The 21393-nt window shown below is 69.1% G+C and carries 27 protein-coding genes and 1 pseudogene; all 28 read left to right on the top strand.

The window, feature by feature from the left end; all coding sequences use genetic code 11:
* Positions 1–173: 173 nt before the first annotated feature.
* The 28 genes and pseudogenes from ABIC70_RS24290 (at position 174) to ABIC70_RS24155 (ending at position 21385) form a co-directional block, all read left to right on the top strand.
* A complete protein-coding gene (locus ABIC70_RS24290; RefSeq protein WP_091678259.1) occupies positions 174–1232 on the top strand; it encodes an HD-GYP domain-containing protein in 1059 nt (352 codons plus the stop codon).
* Positions 1233–1508: 276 nt separating this feature from the next.
* Positions 1509–1742, top strand: a pseudogene (locus ABIC70_RS24285) (hypothetical protein); the annotation flags it as partial.
* 1032 nt (positions 1743–2774) lie between these two features.
* Positions 2775–3053: a hypothetical protein gene (locus ABIC70_RS24280; protein WP_132367723.1), complete on the top strand. Its 279-nt coding sequence runs from the start codon at positions 2775–2777 to the stop codon at positions 3051–3053.
* A 64-nt stretch (positions 3054–3117) separates the two neighbouring features.
* Positions 3118–3276 carry a hypothetical protein gene (locus ABIC70_RS24275; RefSeq protein ID WP_354441550.1) on the top strand — a complete coding sequence of 53 codons (159 nt, stop codon included), beginning with the start codon at positions 3118–3120 and terminating at the stop codon, positions 3274–3276.
* A 4-nt stretch (positions 3277–3280) separates the two neighbouring features.
* On the top strand, positions 3281–3658 hold the full coding sequence (locus tag ABIC70_RS24270; RefSeq protein ID WP_354441548.1) for a hypothetical protein: 378 nt from the start codon (positions 3281–3283) through the stop codon (positions 3656–3658).
* Positions 3658–3927, top strand: a complete 270-nt coding sequence (locus ABIC70_RS24265) for a hypothetical protein (RefSeq protein ID WP_354441546.1) — start codon at positions 3658–3660, stop codon at positions 3925–3927. Before ABIC70_RS24270 ends, ABIC70_RS24265 begins: the two co-directional genes overlap by 1 nt.
* Position 3928: 1 nt before the next feature.
* Positions 3929–4120, top strand: a complete 192-nt coding sequence (locus ABIC70_RS24260; RefSeq protein ID WP_354441544.1) for a hypothetical protein — start codon at positions 3929–3931, stop codon at positions 4118–4120.
* On the top strand, positions 4117–4326 hold the full coding sequence (locus ABIC70_RS24255; protein WP_209650368.1) for a hypothetical protein: 210 nt from the start codon (positions 4117–4119) through the stop codon (positions 4324–4326). The genes ABIC70_RS24260 and ABIC70_RS24255 overlap by 4 nt, the downstream gene beginning before the upstream one ends.
* The gene (locus tag ABIC70_RS24250; protein WP_354441542.1) at positions 4326–4733 is read left to right on the top strand and encodes a hypothetical protein; all 408 of its coding nucleotides are present in this window, start codon (positions 4326–4328) and stop codon (positions 4731–4733) included. Before ABIC70_RS24255 ends, ABIC70_RS24250 begins: the two co-directional genes overlap by 1 nt.
* Positions 4717–4866: a hypothetical protein gene (locus ABIC70_RS24245; RefSeq protein ID WP_354441677.1), complete on the top strand. Its 150-nt coding sequence runs from the start codon at positions 4717–4719 to the stop codon at positions 4864–4866. Before ABIC70_RS24250 ends, ABIC70_RS24245 begins: the two co-directional genes overlap by 17 nt.
* A 179-nt stretch (positions 4867–5045) precedes the next feature.
* A complete protein-coding gene (locus tag ABIC70_RS24240) occupies positions 5046–5894 on the top strand; it encodes a recombinase family protein (RefSeq protein WP_342144002.1) in 849 nt (282 codons plus the stop codon).
* 5 nt (positions 5895–5899) lie between these two features.
* Positions 5900–6160, top strand: coding sequence for a hypothetical protein (locus ABIC70_RS24235; protein WP_354441540.1), 261 nt, complete (start codon positions 5900–5902; stop codon positions 6158–6160).
* A gap of 2 nt (positions 6161–6162) precedes the next feature.
* Entirely contained in the window at positions 6163–6375 is a 213-nt protein-coding gene (locus tag ABIC70_RS24230; RefSeq protein WP_354441538.1) for a hypothetical protein, read from the top strand.
* 106 nt (positions 6376–6481) lie between these two features.
* Complete coding sequence (locus ABIC70_RS24225) at positions 6482–7210, top strand: hypothetical protein (RefSeq protein WP_342143997.1); 729 nt, start codon at positions 6482–6484, stop codon at positions 7208–7210.
* A gap of 168 nt (positions 7211–7378) precedes the next feature.
* Complete coding sequence (locus tag ABIC70_RS24220) at positions 7379–7957, top strand: terminase small subunit (RefSeq protein WP_354441535.1); 579 nt, start codon at positions 7379–7381, stop codon at positions 7955–7957.
* Complete coding sequence (locus ABIC70_RS24215) at positions 7905–10034, top strand: terminase gpA endonuclease subunit (protein WP_354441533.1); 2130 nt, start codon at positions 7905–7907, stop codon at positions 10032–10034. Before ABIC70_RS24220 ends, ABIC70_RS24215 begins: the two co-directional genes overlap by 53 nt.
* On the top strand, positions 10034–10276 hold the full coding sequence (locus tag ABIC70_RS24210) for a phage head-tail joining protein (protein ID WP_354441531.1): 243 nt from the start codon (positions 10034–10036) through the stop codon (positions 10274–10276). Before ABIC70_RS24215 ends, ABIC70_RS24210 begins: the two co-directional genes overlap by 1 nt.
* Before the next feature lie 12 nt (positions 10277–10288).
* The gene (locus ABIC70_RS24205) at positions 10289–11887 is read left to right on the top strand and encodes a phage portal protein (protein WP_354441527.1); all 1599 of its coding nucleotides are present in this window, start codon (positions 10289–10291) and stop codon (positions 11885–11887) included.
* Positions 11888–11897: 10 nt separating this feature from the next.
* Positions 11898–14447: a phage major capsid protein gene (locus ABIC70_RS24200; protein WP_354441525.1), complete on the top strand. Its 2550-nt coding sequence runs from the start codon at positions 11898–11900 to the stop codon at positions 14445–14447.
* 99 nt (positions 14448–14546) lie between these two features.
* Positions 14547–14885, top strand: a complete 339-nt coding sequence (locus tag ABIC70_RS24195) for a DUF2190 family protein (protein ID WP_354441523.1) — start codon at positions 14547–14549, stop codon at positions 14883–14885.
* A gap of 65 nt (positions 14886–14950) precedes the next feature.
* Complete coding sequence (locus ABIC70_RS24190; RefSeq protein WP_354441521.1) at positions 14951–15175, top strand: hypothetical protein; 225 nt, start codon at positions 14951–14953, stop codon at positions 15173–15175.
* Positions 15172–15528: a head-tail joining protein gene (locus ABIC70_RS24185; RefSeq protein WP_354441519.1), complete on the top strand. Its 357-nt coding sequence runs from the start codon at positions 15172–15174 to the stop codon at positions 15526–15528. The genes ABIC70_RS24190 and ABIC70_RS24185 overlap by 4 nt, the downstream gene beginning before the upstream one ends.
* Positions 15528–16118 carry a hypothetical protein gene (locus ABIC70_RS24180; RefSeq protein WP_354441517.1) on the top strand — a complete coding sequence of 197 codons (591 nt, stop codon included), beginning with the start codon at positions 15528–15530 and terminating at the stop codon, positions 16116–16118. Before ABIC70_RS24185 ends, ABIC70_RS24180 begins: the two co-directional genes overlap by 1 nt.
* 37 nt (positions 16119–16155) lie before the next feature.
* A complete protein-coding gene (locus tag ABIC70_RS24175) occupies positions 16156–16386 on the top strand; it encodes a hypothetical protein (protein ID WP_354441515.1) in 231 nt (76 codons plus the stop codon).
* 6 nt (positions 16387–16392) lie between these two features.
* Positions 16393–17916, top strand: coding sequence for a phage tail sheath subtilisin-like domain-containing protein (locus ABIC70_RS24170; protein WP_354441513.1), 1524 nt, complete (start codon positions 16393–16395; stop codon positions 17914–17916).
* A gap of 68 nt (positions 17917–17984) precedes the next feature.
* The gene (locus tag ABIC70_RS24165; RefSeq protein WP_354441512.1) at positions 17985–18344 is read left to right on the top strand and encodes a phage tail tube protein; all 360 of its coding nucleotides are present in this window, start codon (positions 17985–17987) and stop codon (positions 18342–18344) included.
* A gap of 8 nt (positions 18345–18352) precedes the next feature.
* Positions 18353–18682 carry a phage tail assembly protein gene (locus tag ABIC70_RS24160; RefSeq protein WP_354441510.1) on the top strand — a complete coding sequence of 110 codons (330 nt, stop codon included), beginning with the start codon at positions 18353–18355 and terminating at the stop codon, positions 18680–18682.
* A 123-nt stretch (positions 18683–18805) separates the two neighbouring features.
* Positions 18806–21385: a hypothetical protein gene (locus ABIC70_RS24155; protein WP_354441508.1), complete on the top strand. Its 2580-nt coding sequence runs from the start codon at positions 18806–18808 to the stop codon at positions 21383–21385.
* Positions 21386–21393: the final 8 nt, after the last annotated feature.

Below are 21393 nucleotides of genomic sequence, written 5' to 3'. Positions count from 1 at the left end.
GCACACCCAACTTTGCCATGAGGCTTGGCCACTGTATTCGACCGTTCTCGATCAATTTATCGACATAAACGAAAAAATTTAATGAGCGAACACAGCAGCGTGCATCAGGCTGCTGACTGTTCCTCCACCTTAAAGCCGATGAAGCGACCGATAGGAAATCTTCAGGAGAAAAAATGAGCGGATTGTTGCTCATTTCCGACGAAATTCAACGGACAGAGCGTTTGGTGAGCGCTCTCGGTCTATATCAGCCATACACGGTCCAGGATCTATATGTAGATACTGGTCTTATGGCGACGCCAGATCTGATTATCGGCGATGTGGCGCGGCTTACCTCAGATGCAATCGTCCGTTTCCAGCGCCTTCTCGAGCCGATGCATGCCGTAGGCGTGCCCTTCCTAATTCTTACACATGGCAACGCTGTGCGGGCCGAAGCCCATGCGCGTCTGCTGGGTGCGAGCGAAACCATCCCGGCTACATCAATGCTAAAAATCTTGAAGGATAGAATTGATCATTTACAAAAACAGGGTGCTTCTGCTATCGCGATCAAACTAGCCGACGAGGCACGCCAGTTCTTTAATCAAAACTTCTTTTCCGGAAGGGCGATCACCCCCGGGTTGGCTGAGGCTGGAACTGTGCTGATCTCTCGCGCAGTGCATGAGGCCGGCATTCGCGACTGGATCCGCGCCGTTCAGCGCTTCGACGAGGCCACGCACCAGCACTGCCTACTGGTGACGGGCCTCGCAGCTGCGTTTGCGACCAAGCTGGGGTTCCGCGACCCGGACGGCTATCAGCTTACCAAAGCGGCGCTGCTGCACGATGTTGGCAAGATCCGGATCCCGCTGGCGATTCTCAACAAGCCCGGTCGGCTGACAGAGGAGGAGACGGTAGTGATGCGCACACACGCAGCGCTCGGCTACGATATGCTGCGGAACAGCGGCTTCTCGCCGGAGATACTGCAGGTCGTGCGCTCGCATCACGAGATGCTAGACGGGTCCGGCTATCCGGACGGCCTGCGAGCGCCCGAGATCCCGGATCTAGTGCGACTGGTGACGATCTGTGACATCTATGGTGCGCTCATCGAGCGGCGTCCATACCGATCGCCGATGACTGGTAGGCAGGCCCATGGCATCCTACGCTCGATGGTCGGCCGGGTAGATGTCGACCTACTCAATGCCTTCCGTCCTGTCATGAACGCTTTCGATCCGATCGAGGCAAACCTCGGGACAGGATGAATGCTTACGGCACTTGGACTCGCGATACTTGGTGCGGTCCTTGGGAGATACTATAGGATCGGATCTCTAATCGCCGCATCATTTCTGATCCTATCGGCGCACGTAATGTGGTCCCTCTACGAGCTGAAAATCGACGTGACATCATTTCTGATGCTTGTGTCTAACCTCGCTAGCACTCAAGTCGGCTTCCTGGTGGGTTCCTATCTCTCAAATAATTCGGTTGGACGATGAACGATCGGAACAGATTTCCGGTCCCGCTGCGTGGTGGCACAACTGATGACGCATGAAGAAGCGTGCTGTGGAATAGGTTCTCTACGGCGGCGCACGACGACTGAGACGATCCGTCAATCAATCCCAGCCCGTCAAGAAAGCGTAGGGGCCACTGCCAAGCGCTACGGCATACGCGCCACGACGGTGCAGAACTGGCGCTCACACCGGACCAGTACAAATGCGCGGATGGGATCCAAGGAGCGCCACTCCAGCGTGCTTAGCGTGGAGAACGAAGCGGTTAGCCGGGATCATTGAGACAGGCTGAGCCCTAGCTCGGACTCGCACAACTCACGCTCCCATGAATTCTTCGTATGCGTCAGTGCACCAATGAGGAAATCTTTTCAACCCGAGGACTTGTAGGTTTCTCGCCGCCGATCATCCGCTTTCCAAGTGCTTTGGTCGTCGTAGCAAGCTGGCTCGGTCGTCCACTTGGAGCTGTAAGCGAGCACGAAGCCAATGTCCGCTCCTATGGAACTGCATCCCAGAAGCGGACAGACGGCAAACCACCCCAAGCAGCCAATGGCCCGCGTCGCTGAAAAGCTCAGCTTCACAGGGTGAGGACAGGCCTCTTGACTGCGGTTTGTCGCTTGACGCATATGGACAGCGCAGAAGTTTAAGACGGCCCCGGCGGACCCCCGCGCGGGGCCGTCGCCGTTTCGGGGAGACCAGCCATGAAGCGCTGATCTCACCGTGGCGACCGACCTCTGATGCGGACGGTTTCGCCCGCTCTGACCCTGACAGTCTGACCTATAGCGGCTCCACAAAGCCGGGTTCGGGTATCGCTTCGTGCCCCCGGACAAGCTTGCCGCACGTTGTGTTCATGCCCCGCGATCCCTGAAACACGGGATATGGCCGCACGTCACGGGCGGCCGAGTGGACAGAACCGAGGAAATCATATCGCCGCAGTCATCCCGTGGGCCGCTTTCGCAGCGGTTCGGCGGTCAGTCCTGCGGGTGTGATGGCCGACGTCTCACCCTCAACGATGCCCGGAAGGGCCGCCGCGCCGACGGCGAATATCCGGCCGCGCTTCCCCCGCCGTAAATTGGGGCGCCTTGCCGGCGGGTGAGAGTGCCGGCCCCCTTTCACGAATGGTGCGGCGCGCATGAGCGCGTGAAAAAGGCATCTCAGTAAGCCGGCTAGCCAGGACGCCCGAAAGACCCGCAGCCGTCCTCAGGACGGTGGTTGAAGCTGTAGCCCCGGCCCGCACCTACCTAATTCGCTGACACAGCGGACCATTCCTTGATAGGGTCGCCCGATGACGGATCCGCGGCCGTGACCGAACGTGACATCGTCGAGCGCCTCCACGGCCTCTGCCTCCTGGCGGACCGTCTGCGCGCGCCGGGCCACCGGCACACGCCGGAGGACTACGTCGCCGACCGCGACGAGATCCGCGACCACGCGAGACGGTTCTACAGGGACCTGACCGGCAGCTGGCCCGGCCACGAGGCCGGCGGCACGGCCGGCCCGGAACGGCGGCCCCGACCGCCGGTGCCGGCGGCGGTCCTGCGCCATCGCGAGCGCACCAAGGCTGCCCGCGCCGCCCGCGCCTGACGCACGGTCTGATCCACCGACCCACGCCCCGCCCTCGCGCGGGGCTTTTTCGTTGAGAGCCCCGATGACGCTGCGTCAGTGCCTAGCCACGGTCGCGATGTGCGATGCCGTACTCGCCTGCTCGGCCTGCACGCCGAGCCTCCGCCGCCGCGCGGAGCGCCTGCGAGCCCACGCCTCGGGGGACTACTCCCGGGTGAGCTATCTCGTGATCGTGGTGGCCTGACGTGATGCTGCAGGACACCTCGCTTCGCCTCGGCGTGCCGGCCTCGATGCCCCCGCGCCCCATGGCCGACCGCTTGGCCGACGCGTCGCCCACCCCGGGTGAGCTCTGCCGCGCGGATCGGACCGCCCGCATGGTCCAGGCGCTTCCGGACGATGGCGCGGTGGTGATCGTTCACTCGCCGGGCGCCGTCATCCTCATCCGCGAGGCCATCCGCGAGCTGCGGGGCACCGAGGTCGCGGCGCAGACGCGCGTCGTGGCGGCCCCGACCATCGCCGACGAGCGCCGTGTCACGGCCGGCCTCAGCCTGCCGGTGTTCCGGGACCACTTCGTCGACGAGCAGCGCGAACATGCGCGCGCCGTCATGCAGGCGTGGCGGCTGTGATGTCCCGCCTCGCCGCGCGCCTCGCACTCTTCTTCGGCCTTCGCGCCCGGCCGGCGGAGGCGCCGGAGCTCCTGATCCACCGCGGCGAGCGCGAGTTCTGCGCCGGGACCGCCGCCATCGGAATGGGGACGCCGCCGGCAGCCAAGCTCTCCGCCGAGGAAGCGCACCGGTGCTTCGGCATCCGCATCGTTGCGGCGACGTCGGACGAGGCGTTCCGGCACTACACCACACGCCAGGTGATCGCCGACGAGCTCGTGAGCGAGCACTGACATGGACGCCGCGCCGCTGCCGTTCATCGCGTGCGCCTTCGTGCTCTTGATCGCGATCGCCGGCCTCGATGCTCATCACGGCCGCCGCAGTGCCGAGCGCGCCATCCGGGACGTGCTCCTGATCGGCGCTCTGCACTTCGCGCTCGCAGCCTGCGTCCTGATCGCGACCATCTGCATGGGACACGCGGCATGAACACCGTCGTCGCCTTCGCCATGCTCTGCTCGGCGGCGATCGCCGGCTCGGACTGCGACCGCGCCAACGCGCTCGACGTCCTGGAGCAACCGTCCGCTTCGGTAGAGGCGTGCAAGCTGCTCGGCCAGGTCATGGCCGCCGAGGCCTTCGGCGATCCGCGCGCGGGTCGCTATGTGAAGGTCGGCTGCCGCCGTCAGAAACGCTGATGTCGTCCAACCGCCGTGTCGCCTGGGGCGCCGCCTTCGCCAAGGCTCGAGGGGATCGCATGGTACGCCGTGAGATCCGCGAGGAGCGCCTGCGCGGTCAGCGCTGCTCGGTGCTCGATCTCTCCGCTTGGCGCGGCCAGTCCGGCCGCCGCTATGTCGTGGCGGTCTACACGCTGGCCCAGGCCCGCTCCGAGGTCGACGCGCCCGGCGCCGTCCTGATCGGCGTGCGTCGCGGTGATGACGGGCTCGCCCGCATCGTCGGCGTCGGCTGGCGCGGCACGATGGCCGAGGCCGCCGAGCTCGCCGCGGCCGATGGCGCGACGGAGATCCACGCGCACCGCCTCGCCGACTCCGACGAGGACCGCGAAGCGATCGTCGAGGACTTGGTGGGTGACGATGCGCTCTGAGCCCCGCCCACACCTCGATCTCTGGTCGCTCGTCGCGATCTACGCGGCCGCGGCGACGATCGCCGTCGAGGCGAGCTACCAGCTGCCGATGGCCCTGCTCGACGAGTGGGGCCGGATCCTGCGGGACCGATGATGCTCCGCGCCTGGTACCGCCGCTTCGCGCTGGGCCTCGCCCGGGCGTTCACCGCCTGATTGGATCCGGTTTGGCCGGCCCAAACCGCAGGCCAAACGACCCGAAAAACGCATACTCTTGAGTATGCGTTGAGATCGGTCGATCTAGGCGAAATACGCTAGCAAAAACATGGACTTGCAATGGTTTCGGGTAGTCGCCGCGTCGGCCGCCTGAAGGCCAGGACTAAAGTCCAGAGCGACGCCCGCGCCGCGATCGCCACCAAGGCGGTCGCCTACGTGCGGGTGTCGACCGAAGAGCAGGCGGCCACCGGCCACGGGCTGGAGACGCAGGACAAAGCGGTCCGCGCCTTCGCCGAGAGCCAGGGCTATCAGCTCGTCGAGGTCGCCCGAGATCCCGGCGTGTCGGGAGCTACCCGCCCGGCGGACCGGCCCGGCTTCGGCCGTGTGCTGGAGCTGGCCGCGGCCGGCGCCTTCACGGTGCTGCTGGTCTACAAGTTCGACCGCTTGGCCCGCGAGATCCGGTACGCCGTGACCACGGTGTCCGATCTGGCCGAGCAGTACGACGTCATGATCCGCTCGGTGACCGAGCCGATCGACACCGCGACCCCCATGGGCCGCACCCTGTTCGCCATCCTCGCCGGAATGGCCGAGGGCGAGCGCTTCGCGATCCGCGATCGCACCGCCGGCGGCCGCCAGACGAAGGCGAGCAAGGGCGGCTACGCGGGCGGACGCGTCCCCTACGGCTACCGGCGCACGCCGGAAGGCGGCCTCGCGATCGTGCCCGAGCAGGCGCGCATCGTCCGGCGGATCTTCCAGGAACGCCGGCGCAAGCGGACGCAGGCCGAGATCGCCGCCGGCCTCAACGCCGAAGGCATCCCGGGCCCGAGCGGCGGCCGCTGGCACCAAGCCCGCGTCGGCTACATCGCCGACAACCCGAAGTATCGAGGCCTCGTCGAGTACCTGTTCCGCTGGAGCGGGGAAGAGAACCATGTGCTCGCCGAGGGCGATCACGAGGCCATAGTCGCGTGAGACCCATGGCCGAAGAGATCGACCGCCAGCTGGACCGCCTCGAGGTCCGTCACGGCGACATCCTGGTGCTGCGCACGTCGCAGAGGCTGCAGCCGGCCACGGCCGCGCGCTGGCAGGACGACCTGATCCGCATGTGCGCGGCCGCCGGCGTCCGGGACGTCACCGTCCTGGTCCTCGACAACGCTGCCGAGCTGTCGGTCGAGCGGCCGGCCACGCGCCTCGTGCAGCAGAGCCGAGACGTCCCGCAACCGATGCAGAGCTGCTGAAGATGAGCCAGCGCAACCACCCATGGGAGAAACCGAAGGCGCTTTGCCTCCAGGAGCTCCCCCACGGCGGCTTCATCGTCACCGACTTCCCGCAGGCCCACTACGAGATGCGCCTCCTGGCCGCCTTCACGCGCCTGTCGGACGCGGTGAGTTGGATGGAGGAGGCGATGCGGACACCGCCCGGCACGAGCACACCGCCGCAGCTGCGGTCCTGATCGCGGAGCGGCGGCGATGAAGTTCATTCGCATCCTGGACCCGCGCACCGGCAAGGTCGTCGCCATTCCGGTCCCCGCCAAAGGCACGCGCTGATCCGGCAGGCCCATGCTGAAGCTCGACGCCAGCGAGTTCGGTCTCAAGGCCGAGGCCGTCGGGCGCGCAGCCCGGCAGGTCCCGTTCGTCGCCGCGGTCGCGCTGACCAACGCGATGAAGGACGCACGGGAGGCCGAGCGCGAGACCATGCGGTCCGTGTTCGACCAGCCGTCGAACTTCACGCTCAACAGCCTGATGGTCCGGCCGGCCACGAAGCGGCGGCTCCAGGCGGAGCTCGGCTTCAAGGAAGGCGGCAGCTCGATCCCGGCTTGGAAGTTTCTCGGGCCTCAGGTCGCCGGCGGCACGCGCCGCCACAAGCGGTTCGAGGTCCTGCTCATCCGCAAGGGCCTGATGCTCGCGGGCGAGTTCGCGGTGCCCAGCACGCGCTGCCCGCGGGACGGCAACGGCAACGTGTCGGGCGCCTTCATCACCCGCATGCTCTCGGCGCTCGGCGCGCAGTCGGACCGGTACCAGAACACCACGGCGCGCTCGAAGCGCCGCAACGTCGGGCGGAACGTCGAGTACATCGTCTTCCGCAACCACGGTAAGGCGCCGGACGGGATCTACCTTCAGAAGGAGAAGTGGGCGGTGCCCATCTTCCTGTTCGTGAAGGGCGTCAGCTACTCCAAGCGCTTCCCCTACTACGAGAAGGCCGGCGCCGTGGTGCCGACCGCGTACCGGAAGCACTTCCGGGCGGCCTGGGAGCGCTTCGTCGTCAACGACGTGCGCCGGAAGGGCTGACCGGCCGAGGCCGCCAGCGGCCGGCGCAGGCCACGGGAGGGCCATCCGGGCCTGACCCCTACCCCTGGCAAAATCCCAGGGTCCTTCCGGGAGGGGGGTGGCCATGAGGGGAATTCGGACCCCATCGGTTCACCCTCTAAGAAATTTTGAAAACCGGGGTTGTTGTTGATGTCTGGTGCCATCGACGGCCGGCTCGTGAACCGAGCCGACCTCGCCGGGATCTTCGGCGTCAGCGTCAACACGGTCACGAGCTGGATCGAGAGGGGCTGCCCCTACGTCGAGCGCGGCAGCAACGGCGTCGAGTGGCAGTTCGACACCGCCGCCGTGATCGACTGGAAGATCCAGCGCGCCGTCGAGAACGTGGCGATGAGCGCCGGCGACGACGGTCCTAAGGACAGCAGCAAGGCCCGGCGTGAGGACGCGGACTGCCGCCGCGCGGTCGCCAACGCCATCGTCGCGGAGATCGGCGCCGACGAAGCGCTGAAGGCGGTCGTCTCCCGGCACGACGCGGTCGCCGATATGGCGACCTTCTGCCAGGTCCTCCGGACCGGCCTCTCGAACATGGCCTCCAAGGTCGCCGGACGGGCGGCCACGATGACCAACGCCTCCGAGATCGAGGCGATGGCCAAGGCCGAGATGAACCGAGCCTTCACGGCCGCCCGCGAGGAGATCGCGCAGCGGTGGTTTGCAGGACGTGACCCCGACGATGACGCTGGCGGAGCGGATCGGAACCCACCGGCGGGGTGAGTACCCGGCTGGCCGCGACGCGACGCGGACCGAGCTGGACCGGCTGTTCGACGAGGCCCTCGTCTTCAAGCCGCACATGTCCGGCTCAGAGTGGGCCGAAGAGCACGGTCGGATCCCGAAGAGCACCGGCTCCGAGAGCGGGCCGGTGACCCTCTACGGGTACCAGCGCGGCCTCATGGACGCGATGTGCGATCCGACGCTGCCGCTGGTCACCGTCCTGAAGGCGGCCCGCGTCGGCTACACCCGGCTCGCCACCCTGGCGATCGGCTACCATCTTCATCAGGACCCGACGCTCTGCGCGGTGGCGCAGCCGGTCGAGGACGACGCGGAGGAGTTCGGCGGCACCGAGATCGCGCCAATGCTGCGCGAGACCCCGGTGCTCGCCAAGATGCTGCGGCCCGTCCGGAAGGGCGAGAAGCAGGACTCGGCGACGTTCTACCAGCTGTCGAACGGCGCCCTCGTGCGCGTCGTCGGCGCAGCCTCCGACGACGCCTTCCGGCGCTACTCCGCGCGGTTCCTGTTCGCCGACGAGATCGACGGCGACGGCTGGACGCCCGGCGCCAAGACGCAGGGCGACAAGCTCAAGCTGTTCTGGACCCGCGGCGAGACCTTCTACAACCGCAAGCAGGTCAGGGGCTCGACGCCGCTCCTGGAGGAGACCAGCCGGGTCTGGAAGCTCTGGCTGGCCTCGGACCAGCGGCGCTACTTCGTGCCCTGCCCGCAGTGCTCGGAGACCGCCGGCGAGCTCGACGGCTGGCAGTATCTGGACTGGGGCAGCAAGGATACGCCGCACGGCCTGAAGTGGGACCTCAACGAGGATCGGTCGCTCAAGTCCGTCTGGTACCAGGGCACCTGCGGCTGCATCATCGACGAGGGCAGCAAGGCCTGGATGGACGCCCACGGCGAGTGGCGGGCGACCGCGACGCCGAAGACGCCCGGGCACGCCGGCTTCCATCTCTGGACCGGCATGTCGCTCAACGCGAACGCCGCGTGGCCGGTGATCGTGCAGGAGTGGCTGGAAGCCCAGGACGACCCGGCGAACCTCGTCCAGCCGTTCGTCAACCTACGCCTCGGCCGGCCCTACCGACAGACCTACGGCCAGGAGATCAAGCCGACCTCCTTCCTGGAGCGCCGTGAGGCCTACGGCGCCGAGGTTCCCGACTTCGTCCGAACCCTGACGCTGGGCGGCGACGTCCAGTCGGGCACCAACGCGCGCATCGAGGGCGCGGTCTGGGGCTGGGGTGCCGGACTCGAATGCGCGCTGATCGGCCACTTCGTCATCCCGGGCGATCCGGCCGAGCCGGATGTCTGGCGCAATCTCGACCGCCTGCTGCTGCGCGGCTTCAAGCGCAGCGACGGCAGCGAGATGCGGATCAGCGCAGCCGCCATCGACTCCGGCGGCCATCACACCTCGGAGACTTACGCGTTCTGCACAGAGCGGCGCCGCCGCAAGGTGTGGGCGATCAAGGGCAAGTCCGAAGCCCGCGGCGCCCGCACCAAGGTGTGGCCGCGGCTGCCGTCCACGAAGCTCGGCTCGTCCTGGTACATGGTCGGCGGCAACGCCGCCCGCGACTTCGCCTACGGCTCGCTGCCGCTGGTCGATCCCGGCCCGCGGTTCGTCCACTTCCCGATGGTGCCGGCCGACGGCTCTCGGCCGATCGACGCCGAGTACTTCGAGCAGCTGACCCGCGAGAAGCTCGTGGTGCGGCGCCAGGGCTTCACCGAATGGGAGAAGCCCAAGGCCGCCCACGAGGCCGGCGTGTGCTTCGTCTACGCCTACGTGGCGATGTGCGGCCTGCAAGCCTCCAGCGGCAAGTACGTCGCGCTGGGGCGCATGCCGGAGCGCGACGAAGCCGAGGAGGCCGCCACGGAGCCGGCGGTCGAAGCGCCGGAGACCGGCGAGCCCGGCCCGGACACCGAAGCGCAGACGATCGGCGAGGCGGCCGCGGCCGAGCCGCCGGCGCCCGTCGCGCCACCATCACCTCCGCCGCCGCCGGCGCCGGTCTACGCCCGCCCGCAGCACTCGGGCTTCATCAACCACGGCCGGCCTGGTGGCTGGATGAGCCGGAGAGACTGATGGCCTTCAGCCAGGCGCAGCTCGACGCGATCGAGGCCGGCATCGCCGCCGGCGTCACGTCCGTGTCCTACGAGGGCAAGACGGCGACCTATCGCTCGCTCGACGAGATGCTGCGTGTCCGCGCCATCATCCGACGGGCTCTGGGGCTCGACCCGCAGAAGTCGGCGACGATCCTGGTCGCGCACGATCGCGGCTTCCCGGGCGGGATCTCGGCCGACGGCTGCCTGCGCTCGGGCTGGTAGCGGATCGCCAGCATGAACGCCCTCGATCGCGCGATCGGCTGGGTGGCGCCGCGCGCGGCGCTGTCCCGCGCCCGCGCCCGCCACGCGCTGCGCATCTACGAGGGTGCGTCCGTGGGTCGGCGCGCGTCCTCGTTCAAGGCGCTGAACACCTCGGCCAACGCCGAGATCCAGGGGGCGCTACGCCCGCTGCGCTCGCGCGCCCGGGATCTGGCGCGCAACACGCCGTACGCGGCGCGCATGCTCGACATCATCACCTCGCACGTGGTGGGCACGGGCATCACGCCCATTCCCGACACGGGTGAGGACGTGCTCGACCGGCGCCTGGAGAACCTCTGGGACGACTGGGAGGGCCAAGCAGACGTCACCGGCCGCATGGGCTTCTACGGCATGCAGGCGCTCTCCGTGCGCGGCATGGTCGAGTCCGGCGAGAGCGTCATCCGCTTCATCGACCGGCCGCTCGACAACCCGCGCAGGGTGCCGCTGCAGCTCCAGCTGCTGGAGGGCGACTTCATCGACCAGTGGCGCGACGGGATCTACGGCAACGACGGGCAGGCCGGGGCCGAGGATCTGGAGCACACCCGGCTTGGCGTCGGCCTCGGCGAGTACGACCGCCGCATCGGGCTGTGGCTCAACCCGAACCACCCAGGCGAGATCAACACCTCGGCGATGCGCCCGGGCGTCTCGGCCTTCGTGCCGCAGGACGAGCTGATCCACCTGTTCAAGGAGCTGCGGCCCGGACAGGTCCGCGGCGTATCGTGGTTCGCGCCGATCCTGATGACGTCGCGCGAGCTCGCCGACTTCCTGGACGCGGTCAACGTCAAGGCGCGGGTCGAGGCCTGTTTCTCGGGCTTCGTCACGAACAACGACGACGCGGGCGTCGACGTGTTCGACCCGAGCCGCCCTGGGCTGGCCGGCCGTGACGGCGCCAACCCCGACGCGCAGCTGACCTCGCTCGAGCCGGGCATGCTCAAGGAGCTGCGCTCGGGCCAGGACATCAAGTTCGCCGCGCCGACGGGGACGACGCAAGTCGAGCCGATCCTGCTGTTCAACCTGCAGGCCATGGCCGCGGGCGTCGGCTGCACCTACGACCAGGTCTCCGGCGACCTCCGGGGCGCGAACTTCTCCAGCCTGCGGGCTGGCAAGGTCGAGTTCCGGCGCCTCACCGAGCAGCTGCAGAACCACGTCGTGATCCCTCAGGTCTGCAACCGGACCTGGGACCGCTTCGTGTCGCGCGCCGTGCTCGCAGGACTGCTCCCGGCCCGCGCCGAGCCCTACCGGGCGCAGTGGATGACCCCGGCCTGGGAGCCGATCAACCCGAACGACGACATTGAGGCGGACATCAAAGCGGCCCGCACGGGCCGGATCAGCCCGCAGGAGTACGTCGCGAGCTTCGGGAACAACTGGCGCAAGGTTCAGGACATGACGGCCGCCTTCTACAAGCGCGCCGACCACCTGGGCCTCGCCTACGACATCGACGCGCGCCGCACCGACCAGTCCGGCAAGCTGCAAGCCGTCGACGGCGATGGGGCCGGCGGTGATCCGACCGGCGGCAAGCCGAAGCCCCTGAAGGACGATTTCGGCGAGCCGATCACGGCGCCCGCCTCCAACTGACGGATCCCCCATGGCAACCTCGAAGACCGGGCAGCGCGCTGCCCCGGGCGGCTCCGCGCGCCCGATCGACCTCAAGGCGCTCGGCACCCGCGGGCGCCGCTTCCTGGAGGTCGCGCCGGCGAGCTACGACGCCAACGAGCACACGATCGAGCTGATCCTCTCCGAGGGCTCGGACGTCGTGCGCTGGTACGGCACCGAGCGCCTGTCGACCGACGAGGCCGCGGTCTGCGTCGACCGGCTCGCCTCGTCCGGCATCCCCTTCCTCGACAGCCACAACAGCTACGGCATCGGCTCGGTGCTGGGGCGGATCGTCGACGTGTGGTTCGCCGAGGGCCGTATCCTCGGCCGGGCGAAGTTCGCCGCCACCGAGGCCGGCAAGACCGCCGAGGGCATGGTCGCCCGCGGCGAGATCAAGGGCATCTCGATCGGTTACCGCGTCGACGCCTGGGAGATCACCGACGCCGACGGCACCGTGATCGACCCCGAGAAGCAGATCCTCGACGTCGACGACGGCCTGACCTTCACGGCGACCCGCTGGGAGCTGCTCGAGGCCTCGCTCGTCTCCGTCCCCGCAGATCCCGCCGCGATGGTGCGCGCCCACGAGGGCGCGGCCGATCCGACCGCGGGCCCCGACCTGCGCGCCAGCCCGATGGGCCGCGGCGCGAAGGAGATCACCATCACCCGAGGCGATGCCTCGATCACCTACCGGTACGGCTCCGCCGGGCCGCACGAGCGGGCTTGGCCCGAGAAGCGAGAGGACAAGCGTATGGCCAAGTCGAAGCCCGCCCCGCGTCAGACGCGCGCCGCCCCGACCGTCGACGAGGACGGCTACTACGTGAACGAGGACGGCAAGTACGTCGACGCCGAGGGCAACCTCGTCGAGGAGCCCGTGAAGGCCGAGAGCCGCGCCGAGCCCGCCGTCGACGCGGACGGCTACTACGTGAACGAGGACGGCGACTACGTCGACGCCGAGGGCAACGTCGTGGAGGAGCCGGTCAAGGCCGAACGCTCCGCCCCGGAGGTCAACGAGGACGGCTTCTACGTCGACGCCGACGGCAACTTCGTCGACGCGGACGGCGCTCCCAGCGAGGAGCCGGTCAAGGCCCGCGAGGAAGACATGGACGACGACAGCGCCCGGTCGGCGCCGCGCGGTCGCCCCGCCCACCGCGGCAAGGCCGGGCGCGCTGCGCCCGCCACCGCCGGCACCCGCGCCGCCAAGCCCGCCTTCAGCCAGAAGCAGGCCTCCGAGCTCGCGAGCATCGCCAATCAGGCCCGTGCCCACGGCGTCGAGCTCAACCTCGCCAGCGCGATCGACCGCGGCCTCAGCCCGGCCGCCTTCCGCAAGATCGCCTTCGACAAGCTCGCCGAGAAGAGCAAGGAGACCGCCGTGAGGGGTTCGCAGCCGGGTTCCAGCCACGACCGCATCCAGGTCGGGCGAGACGAGCGCCAGGGCCGGTCCGACGCCATGACGCTGGCGCTGATCACCCGGACGCTCGCCTCGCGCGGCTCCGACGGCATCGACTACGCGCCCAAGCGCAAGGCCGAGAAGAAGTGGGTCGAGACCCACTCCGCCCGCGCCGAGCAGTACATGGGCATGGGCTTCGTGGAGATCGCCGCGGAGTGCGTCGGCCACCGCGGCAACATCCGCACCGCCCGGCAGGCCATCGACATCGTCGAGCGCGCCTTCCAGTCCACCTCGGACTTCCCGGCGATCTTCCAGAACGTGCTCAACAAGAGCCTGCTCGCCCGCTACGAGCTCGCCGAGCCGACCTACAAGCGGATCTCGATCGAACGCCAGTTCAACGACTTCCGTCCGCACCCGCAGGTGCGCGCGGGCGAGTTCCCGATGCTGCAACCGATCACGCAGACCGGTGAGCTGAAGGCCGGCGATACGGCCGACAGCGGCGAGAACATCACGCTGAAGCCCTACGGCGTCATCTTCCCGATCTCGCGGCAGATGATCGTCAACGACGAGCTCGGCGCCATCGACCAGATCCTCGGCTCGTCCGGCGACGCGGTGCGGCTGTTCGAGAACTCCACGTTCTTCGCCATGTTCAATTCGAACCCGGTGCTGGCGCAGGACGGCAACGCGGTGTGGCACTCGGCGCACAAGAACCTCGCCGGTTCCGCCGGCGCGATTTCGGTCGCCACCGTCGGCGCCGGTCGCGCGAAGCTCCGGGCGATGAAGTCGCTCGCGGGCTTCCTCCTCAACGTGCCGCCCCGGATCATCCTGACCGGCCCGAACCAGGAGACCTCGGCGGACCAGCTCGTCGCGACCATCGCGCCGCAGCTGTCGACCTCGGTGAACCCGTTCTCGGGCAAGCTGCAGTCGGTGTCGGACGCCAACATCACCGACAACAGCTGGTACCTGCTCGCCGACCCGGCCCAGCTGCCGTGCTTCGTCCACGGCTTCCTGAACGGCTCCAACGGCCCGCGCGTGAAGACCTACGAGCCGTTCGGCACGCAGGGCGTCCAGATCTCGCTGGAGCACGACTTCGCCTGCGGCGCGATCGACTTCCGCGGCGCCTACAAGGACCCCGGCGCCCTGCCGGCGAACTAATCGGGCGCCCTCGTAGCGCTGATCTGACCCGATCCCGCGCGGCCGGCCTCGACCCTCGAGCGCCGGCCGCTCCACATTCGAGCCACCGGAACCCGAACCATGCAGAACTACATCCAGCGCGGCGACGCGATCTACGTGCCGGCGCCCGCCGGCGGCGTGGTCTCGAGCCAGCCCCTCGTCGTCGGCAAGATCTTCGGCGTCGTCTCCGAGACCGTGTCGGCCGGCACCGTCTTCGCGCTCTGGCGCAAGGGCGTCTACTCGCTGCCCAAGACCAACGCGCAGGCGTGGGCGCAGGGCGACGCCCTCTACTGGGACGCCGCCAACAGCGTCGTGACCAACGTGAACTCCGGTTCGCTCCTGCCGGTGGGCTGGGCGTCGGACGCCGCCGCCAACCCGTCGTCCGTCGGGAACGTGCTGCTCGGCCAGTCCGCGTCCTGACGCCTGCGCGCCCGGTGATCGCCGCCGGGCGCTCCTATCCGACCCGATCTGATCCGGAGCCAGCCATGACCGCCATGATCAAGGTCCTGCCGACGGCCGAAGAGCACGTCGGCCTCGTCCACCCCGTCGACGGCCCGCTCGCGGCCGAGGGCAACGACTGGACGCACGACGCCTTCACCGAGCGCCGCATCCAGGAGCAGGTGATCCGCCGCTTCGAGGCGGGCGTCGACGATGCCGCCCCCGCCGAGGCGAAGGCCGCCGCCAAGGTCAAGGCGCAGGCCCCCGCGTGATCGACTTCGCCGCGCTGGCGCTGGGGCCCGGCATCGCCACGTTCGGCCGCCCGGTCACCGTCACGCCGCTGGCCTCGAAGCCCGTGCGCCCGCCGTTCGACACGACGGGTGTGTGGACCACGCGCAACGTCAACGTCGAGATGGGTCCGGGCCAGCAGAGCCTGAACACCGTCACGATCACCCTCGGGATCCGGCTGGCCGACTGGGTCGTCGCGCCGGCCCAGGGGATGGCGGTCCGCGTTCCCGCCGCCGGCTCATACCCGGACGAGGGCACGCTCTGGATCGACGACGTCGACAAGGACGGCCAGGGCGGGGCGACGCTCACCCTGAAGCGAAAATCCAAGGGGGCGTGATGTCGTCGGAGGCCACCAAGATCCGCGAGGCGATCATCGAACGCCTCACGGGCCAGGACTGGCTGCCGGTGATCGGCTTCCGGCGCCAAGTCCGCCCGCAGCTCCAGGAAGAAGAGCTCCCCGCCCTCCTGGTGGTGATCGTCGACGAGTTGGAGTCGCCCGAGGACGAGGCCAACTGCGGCCAGCCGCGGTTCATGAACGAGGTCACGATCGGGATCTCGTACTGCGTCGACGAGATGCCGCCCGAGCAGCTCGACGAGGCGCTCGACGCGGCGACCAACGGGATCCGTAAGCGGCTCCTGCAGGATCCGACCTTCGTGCGCGGCGTCGACCCGTCGAAAGCGATGGACGACCCCGACCGCTGGCCGCTGTTCGAGGCGGTCACGAAGGTCCGGCGCGGCCGCCTGTTCCCGCAGGAGGGCGCCACGTACTTCGCGGAAGGGCGCCTGGAGATCACCTTCCAGTTCCGCACGAACTACGAGCCGGACCTCGATGACGTCCTCGAGCACGTCGTCATCACCGCCCGCCCGGCCGGTGCCGGCCCGGGCACGCCCTTGATCGGGCTCAAGATCGACATCCCCACGACCTGAGCCGGCCCGCGCCGCTCCCTTCTCCGAGGACACAGCCATGGCCGGTGAAACCACGGTCGCCGTCGAGGCGACCGAGGCGCGCTTCCGCGTGCTCAAGCACTTCCCGTCGCAGATCGGCTTCGAGACGGACGGCACCGCCCGCTGGCCGGCCGACCAGTTCACCTTCCGGCTCCGGGACGAGGGCGCGATCCGCCTCCTCGAGGACCTGCACGACGCCGGCACCCCCGCAACCGCCGGCGCCGCCGCGCCTGCCGCCTCGCAGGAGTAAGCCGCGATGGGCATCACCACGATCCCGGACAACTACAAGATCCCGGGCCCGAACACGCAGTTCGACCCCTCGCAGGCCGGCACCCCGGTCGCGCCGAAGTGGATGCTGCTCGTCGGCCACCCGACCGCGGCCGCCAACGTCCCGCCGAACAAGGCGGTGGCCTGCGGCACCAACGCCGACGCCGATATCGCCTTCGGCCCGGGCTCGATGCTCGCGCGCATGTTCAAGACGGCCTTCAAGGGCGTCACGAGCGTGCCGATCATCTGCCTGCCGGTGCCGGAGCCGGCCGCCGGCGTCGCCGCCACCGGCACGATCACGGTGGCTGCCGCCCCCACGGTGGCGGGCACGCTCGCGCTGTACGTCGCCGGCCAGCTCGTCCCGGTGGCGATCGTCTCCGCCGACACGACCGCGACGGTGGCCACCAAGATCGCCGCCGCGATCCAGGCCACCACGGACCTGCCGGTCACCGCGACCGCGGCCGGCGCCGTCGTCACCCTGACCTGCAAGTGGAAGGGGCTGACCGGCAACAGCGTGACCGTGCTCGACAGCTATCGCGGCACCTACGGGGGCGAGCAGCTGCCGGCCGGCCTGTCGCTGACCTATCCGACCGGCAACCTGCTCGCGGGCGGGACCGGCACGCCGGACTTCACCAGCGCGATCGCGGCGATCGGCGATCGGCCGTACAAGTTCGTCGGCCTGCCGTTCCACGACAGCGGCTCCTTCGCGGTGTGGGACCAGGAGTACGGCTTCACCGACTCCGGACGCTGGGGGCCCTACCGCCAGAGCTACGGTCAGATCTTCTCGGCGCGCCGCGGCACCTACGCTGACACCTTCCTGTGGGGGCAGTCGAACAACTCCGCGCTGATCTCGCCCATGGGCTTCGAGACCCAGAGCCCAAGCCCGGGCTGGGAGTGGACGGCGGCCTACACCGCCGCGGCCGCGTTCTCGATCAACGCCTACCCGGCCCAGCCGCTCCAGACCCTGCCGCTGATCGGCGTGCTGCCGGCGCCGGCGGACTACCGCTGGAACAAGGCGCAGCTCAACTCGCTCGCCCAGGTCGGCATCGCCATCCAGGGCACGGACATCTACGGCGGGTCCACGAACCAGCCGGTGATCCTGCGGGAGCAGACGGCCTACCAGAAGAACGCCTACGGGCAGGCCGACAACGCCTACGAGCTGGTGACGACGCTGGCCACCCTCGACGAGCGCTACACTCGGGTGCGGCAGTCGCTGACGAACAAGTTCCCGCGTCACGCGCTCGCCAACGACGGGACCAAGTTCGGCACCGGCAAGCCGATCGTCACCCCGCTGATGATCAAGGGGCAGATGGTCTCGGATTATCGGGGCATGGAACTCGACGGCCTCGTCGAGAACGCCGACCTCTACATCGCGAACCTGTCGGTCACGCGATCGACCACCGAGCAGAACACCATCGAGATCCTCGATCCGCCGGACATCGTGAACCAGCTGCGGCGGATGAACATCAAGGCGCAGTTCCGCCTGCAATTCCCGCTGGCCGCCGCGGCCTGATCGGTCCTCCACCCATCCCAGCAACCTGACCCGCCCTTCGTGGCGGGTTTTTCTTTGGAGGCCCGACCATGGGTCAGAGGTTCGCCGGTACCGCCTACCTGACGGCGGCCGGCAAGATGTACGATCTGCGCGGCGGCCTGATCGTCTCGCCCTCGCGGATCAAGCGCGAGCCCGTGGCCGGGCAGGACGGCGTGCACGGCTTCATCGAGACGCAGCTCGTGCCCTTCATCAAGGCCGACCTGTCGACGACCGATGGCCTGTCCGTCGCCGAGCTCGACGCGATGACGGACATCACGGTCACCGCTCAGCTCGCCAACGGCAAGAACTACATCCTGTCCGGCGCGTGGTCGGCCGGTGCGCACGAGATCGGCACCGCCGACGGTAAGGTCGCCGTCGAGTGGCGCGGCCTCTCCTGCGACGAGCTGTGAGCGCGGCGATGACGGACACCACGCCCCCCGCCCGCGATCCGCGCGAGATCTCCTGGCCGCTGGAGCATCCGCTCGCCAAGCCCATCGTCGTCGGCCAGGACACGCTGCAGGTGCTGATCCTGCGCGAGCCCACAGGCGAGGAGGTCCTCAAGTTCGGTCTCCTGGAAGGGCTGTCGGCCGACCAGTTCTTCCCGCTGGTCGCCAGTCTGTCCGCGACGCCGCCGCCGGTGCTGATGAAGATCGGCGCGCGTGACATCCTGCAGCTGGGGACCATCCTCAGCCGTTTTTTCGTGTGGGCGGCCCTGCCGCCGATGCCGTCGACGACTGTCTCCGTCTAGGCCTCGCGTTCCACGCGTGGCCGTTTCGCGATCCGCCGGCCGCGATGCCGGCGGCGACCGTGACCCACCTGATGGCCCGCACCCTGGCGCTGATGCCGCGCCCCGCTCCACGCGAGGACGAGGATGGCTGACGACAAGCTCAGGATCGTCGCCACCGTCGAGGATCAGTTCACCGGACCGCTGTCCAAGCTCGAGAAGGGCATCAAGCGGGTCGGCGACGAGACGACCAAGCAGGGCGCGACCTGGAAGAAGGACTGGGTCGGCGTCCGGGAGGAGGTCGGCAAGTTCCAGGGCGTCCTGCGCGGCTTCGATCCGATCTTCGCGGCCGTCGGTGTGACGGGCTTCGGCGCGGCCATGTCGATCACCGGCATGGTGTCGGCGCTGCGCGGCTTCAGCGGCTCGACGCAGCAGCTGTCGATGCTGTCCCGGGAAACCGGCGTGGCGGTCGACAAGCTGCGCGCGTTCGGGGCGCTCGGCGAGCGGTTCGGCGTGTCGGCCGACAGCATGAAGAGCTCGGTCGCGTCCTTCGCGACGTCGATGTTCGACCTACGCCGGCGCTGGGGTGAGGCCTACTCCGGCCTCCAGGCGATGAACCTCGGCAAGCTCGCCGAGGACCTGGTCAACGCGCCCAACATGGACGAGGCGCTCAAGCGCGCCGTCGACGGGATCCAGGCGATCCCGGAGCCGGAGGTGCGTCGGCGCGTGTCGCGGATGCTGTTCGGCACCGACGACATCGCCCGCATCGCCGGGTCGATGACGGGCAAGTTCTCCGAGGCGTTGGCCCAGGTCCAGAAAGAGGTCGGGCACCTCGACAAGCAGACCGAGGAGGCGGCCGCCCGCTTCGAGCAGAGCATGGGCCGGATCGGCGCCGCGGCCGAGCGGCTGAAGCTCAAGGTCCTCGGGCCGATGCTCAAGGGCACGGCCGACCTGATCGAGGACGCCGAGAAGAACGGGCTGCGCGGCAACGAGGGCGAGCAGGCGCTCCGCAATCAGATCTCCCCGTTCGGCGGGCCCGAGGCGACCCCGCGGGACAAGCTGGAGGGCCGCCGCGCCCAGGTCGAACAGCAGCTCAAGCTCCTGGAGGCCGGCCCGCGCGGGGCGGACTACCAGCGCAAGCACGATCGGATGGTCGAGGAGCTGAAGCGGGTCGCCGACGAGCTGCAGAAAGTCCGGGAGAACGGCGGAGCGAGCGTCAGTCCCTCCAGCTTCGGCGGGTCCACGGGCGGCGGCGGGTCGCTGATCCAGAAGGCCGCCTGGGGCGGCGGCGGGTTCGGTGGCAGCGGCGGTGGCGGCGGCGGCGGGTTCGGTGGCGGCGGATCCGGCGGTGGTGGCGGCAGCTATTCCGGCGGAGCGTCTCCGCGCGCTCCGCTCCCGCACGCGGGCGCGATCCAGCGCGGCAGCGGCCCTGTCACGCCCGGAACCGGCCCGTTGGGCGAGGCTCCTCAAGCGCAGGAGCCGAAGGACTACTTCGGCCAGGACGTCGACGTCTCCCGCCTGCCGGCAGGCATGCGCAACAACAACCCGGGGAACCTGAAGTACTCCGGCTCGGAGTGGCAGCGCCGCAACTTCCCGGGCATGGTCGGGCCCTCGCAGAACACCGATCAGGGCTCGCCCCAGATCGTGTTCAACAGCCCCGAGGCCGGCATGCGCGCGGCGGCCCGCCTCGCCCTGACAAAGTTTGATGGCGGGGCTGACACGCTCCAGAAGATCATCGCCGGGACCAACGGCTGGACGCCGGGCCATCCGACGGCGCCGGCCAACATCGCCAAGACGATGGGGATCGGCCCGAACGACAAGCTCGACCTGCGCGACCCGGCGCAGATGCAGAAGTTCCTCCGCGGCCTGCTGTGGCAGGAGCACGGGCCGTCGAACCTGCTGTACAAGGATGACACGCTGCAGCGGGCTGCCGAGGCTGCGCTCGGCCGAGGCGGCGGGGCGGGCTCCGGCCCGCTGTCGCGCAGCGGCGCGGACGTGGCGCCGGTCGACGGCGTCGGTGGCGTCGATCAGCGCCAGGGCGGCGGCATCCGCCGGCAGGCCATCACGGACGAGCTGCGCGACCAGCTGGCCAAAGCGGCCAAGGATGCGGCCGTGAACGCGGAGATCTACTCCGGCGGCCAGGATGCTCACGGTCGCCACCGGACGGGCAGTCACCGCCACGACGGCGGCCAGTCAGCCGACGTCCGGCTTTACACGGTCGGGCCCGAGGGCCAGCGGCACTACCTGTCGATGAACGATCCCGCCGACCGCAAGGTCATGGAGGGCTTCATCCGCGGGACCGTGCGCAACGGGGCCACCGGCGTCGGGGCCGGGCCCGGCTACATGGGCGAGCACGGCATCCACATCGGCGGCGGTCCATCGATGGCGTGGGGCGCCGGCGGGCGTTCCGCGAACGCGCCCGATTGGGTCGGGCGGGCTCACCGCGACGGCTTGGTCGACCGGGCCAACGAGGCCAGGGAGGCCAGCAAGACCGCCGCGAAGGCTCCGGTCGGGGACGCGCTGATGGACCGCTTCTACGGGAAGGGTGCGCCCGGTGGCGGACCGGGCATGCAGATGCCCGGCGGGCCGGTCGACCGGAAGGGCACTCTGCACATCAAGTTCGACAACGCGCCCGCCGGCATGACGCACCGGGCCGACACGGGCGGCCTGTTCCGGGAGACGACCGTCTCCAAGGGCCGCGCGCAGATGGACATGGATCGGGCTTAGGGGCCCGG

The sequence above is a fragment of the Methylobacterium sp. 1973 genome (assembly GCF_040545035.1).
GTDB classification, from domain to species: Bacteria; Pseudomonadota; Alphaproteobacteria; order Rhizobiales; family Beijerinckiaceae; genus Methylobacterium; species Methylobacterium fujisawaense.
Note: the sequence above shows the minus strand (reverse complement) of the source record. Positions and strands in the feature narration are given on the sequence as shown.

What these genes read in the sequence shown, in the direction of transcription:
- ABIC70_RS24290 (WP_091678259.1), top strand. Translation starts at nt 174, where the DNA reads ATGAGCGGATTGTTGCTCATTTCCGACGAAATTCAACGGACAGAGCGT.
- ABIC70_RS24275 (WP_354441550.1), top strand. Translation starts at nt 3,118, where the DNA reads ATGACGCTGCGTCAGTGCCTAGCCACGGTCGCGATGTGCGATGCCGTA.
- ABIC70_RS24270 (WP_354441548.1), top strand. Translation starts at nt 3,281, where the DNA reads ATGCTGCAGGACACCTCGCTTCGCCTCGGCGTGCCGGCCTCGATGCCC.
- ABIC70_RS24265 (WP_354441546.1), top strand. Translation starts at nt 3,658, where the DNA reads ATGTCCCGCCTCGCCGCGCGCCTCGCACTCTTCTTCGGCCTTCGCGCC.
- ABIC70_RS24260 (WP_354441544.1), top strand. Translation starts at nt 3,929, where the DNA reads ATGGACGCCGCGCCGCTGCCGTTCATCGCGTGCGCCTTCGTGCTCTTG.
- ABIC70_RS24255 (WP_209650368.1), top strand. Translation starts at nt 4,117, where the DNA reads ATGAACACCGTCGTCGCCTTCGCCATGCTCTGCTCGGCGGCGATCGCC.
- ABIC70_RS24250 (WP_354441542.1), top strand. Translation starts at nt 4,326, where the DNA reads ATGTCGTCCAACCGCCGTGTCGCCTGGGGCGCCGCCTTCGCCAAGGCT.
- ABIC70_RS24240 (WP_342144002.1), top strand. Translation starts at nt 5,046, where the DNA reads ATGGTTTCGGGTAGTCGCCGCGTCGGCCGCCTGAAGGCCAGGACTAAA.
- ABIC70_RS24235 (WP_354441540.1), top strand. Translation starts at nt 5,900, where the DNA reads ATGGCCGAAGAGATCGACCGCCAGCTGGACCGCCTCGAGGTCCGTCAC.
- ABIC70_RS24230 (WP_354441538.1), top strand. Translation starts at nt 6,163, where the DNA reads ATGAGCCAGCGCAACCACCCATGGGAGAAACCGAAGGCGCTTTGCCTC.
- ABIC70_RS24225 (WP_342143997.1), top strand. Translation starts at nt 6,482, where the DNA reads ATGCTGAAGCTCGACGCCAGCGAGTTCGGTCTCAAGGCCGAGGCCGTC.
- ABIC70_RS24220 (WP_354441535.1), top strand. Translation starts at nt 7,379, where the DNA reads ATGTCTGGTGCCATCGACGGCCGGCTCGTGAACCGAGCCGACCTCGCC.
- ABIC70_RS24210 (WP_354441531.1), top strand. Translation starts at nt 10,034, where the DNA reads ATGGCCTTCAGCCAGGCGCAGCTCGACGCGATCGAGGCCGGCATCGCC.
- ABIC70_RS24205 (WP_354441527.1), top strand. Translation starts at nt 10,289, where the DNA reads ATGAACGCCCTCGATCGCGCGATCGGCTGGGTGGCGCCGCGCGCGGCG.
- ABIC70_RS24200 (WP_354441525.1), top strand. Translation starts at nt 11,898, where the DNA reads ATGGCAACCTCGAAGACCGGGCAGCGCGCTGCCCCGGGCGGCTCCGCG.
- ABIC70_RS24195 (WP_354441523.1), top strand. Translation starts at nt 14,547, where the DNA reads ATGCAGAACTACATCCAGCGCGGCGACGCGATCTACGTGCCGGCGCCC.
- ABIC70_RS24190 (WP_354441521.1), top strand. Translation starts at nt 14,951, where the DNA reads ATGACCGCCATGATCAAGGTCCTGCCGACGGCCGAAGAGCACGTCGGC.
- ABIC70_RS24180 (WP_354441517.1), top strand. Translation starts at nt 15,528, where the DNA reads ATGTCGTCGGAGGCCACCAAGATCCGCGAGGCGATCATCGAACGCCTC.
- ABIC70_RS24175 (WP_354441515.1), top strand. Translation starts at nt 16,156, where the DNA reads ATGGCCGGTGAAACCACGGTCGCCGTCGAGGCGACCGAGGCGCGCTTC.
- ABIC70_RS24170 (WP_354441513.1), top strand. Translation starts at nt 16,393, where the DNA reads ATGGGCATCACCACGATCCCGGACAACTACAAGATCCCGGGCCCGAAC.
- ABIC70_RS24165 (WP_354441512.1), top strand. Translation starts at nt 17,985, where the DNA reads ATGGGTCAGAGGTTCGCCGGTACCGCCTACCTGACGGCGGCCGGCAAG.
- ABIC70_RS24160 (WP_354441510.1), top strand. Translation starts at nt 18,353, where the DNA reads ATGACGGACACCACGCCCCCCGCCCGCGATCCGCGCGAGATCTCCTGG.
- ABIC70_RS24155 (WP_354441508.1), top strand. Translation starts at nt 18,806, where the DNA reads ATGGCTGACGACAAGCTCAGGATCGTCGCCACCGTCGAGGATCAGTTC.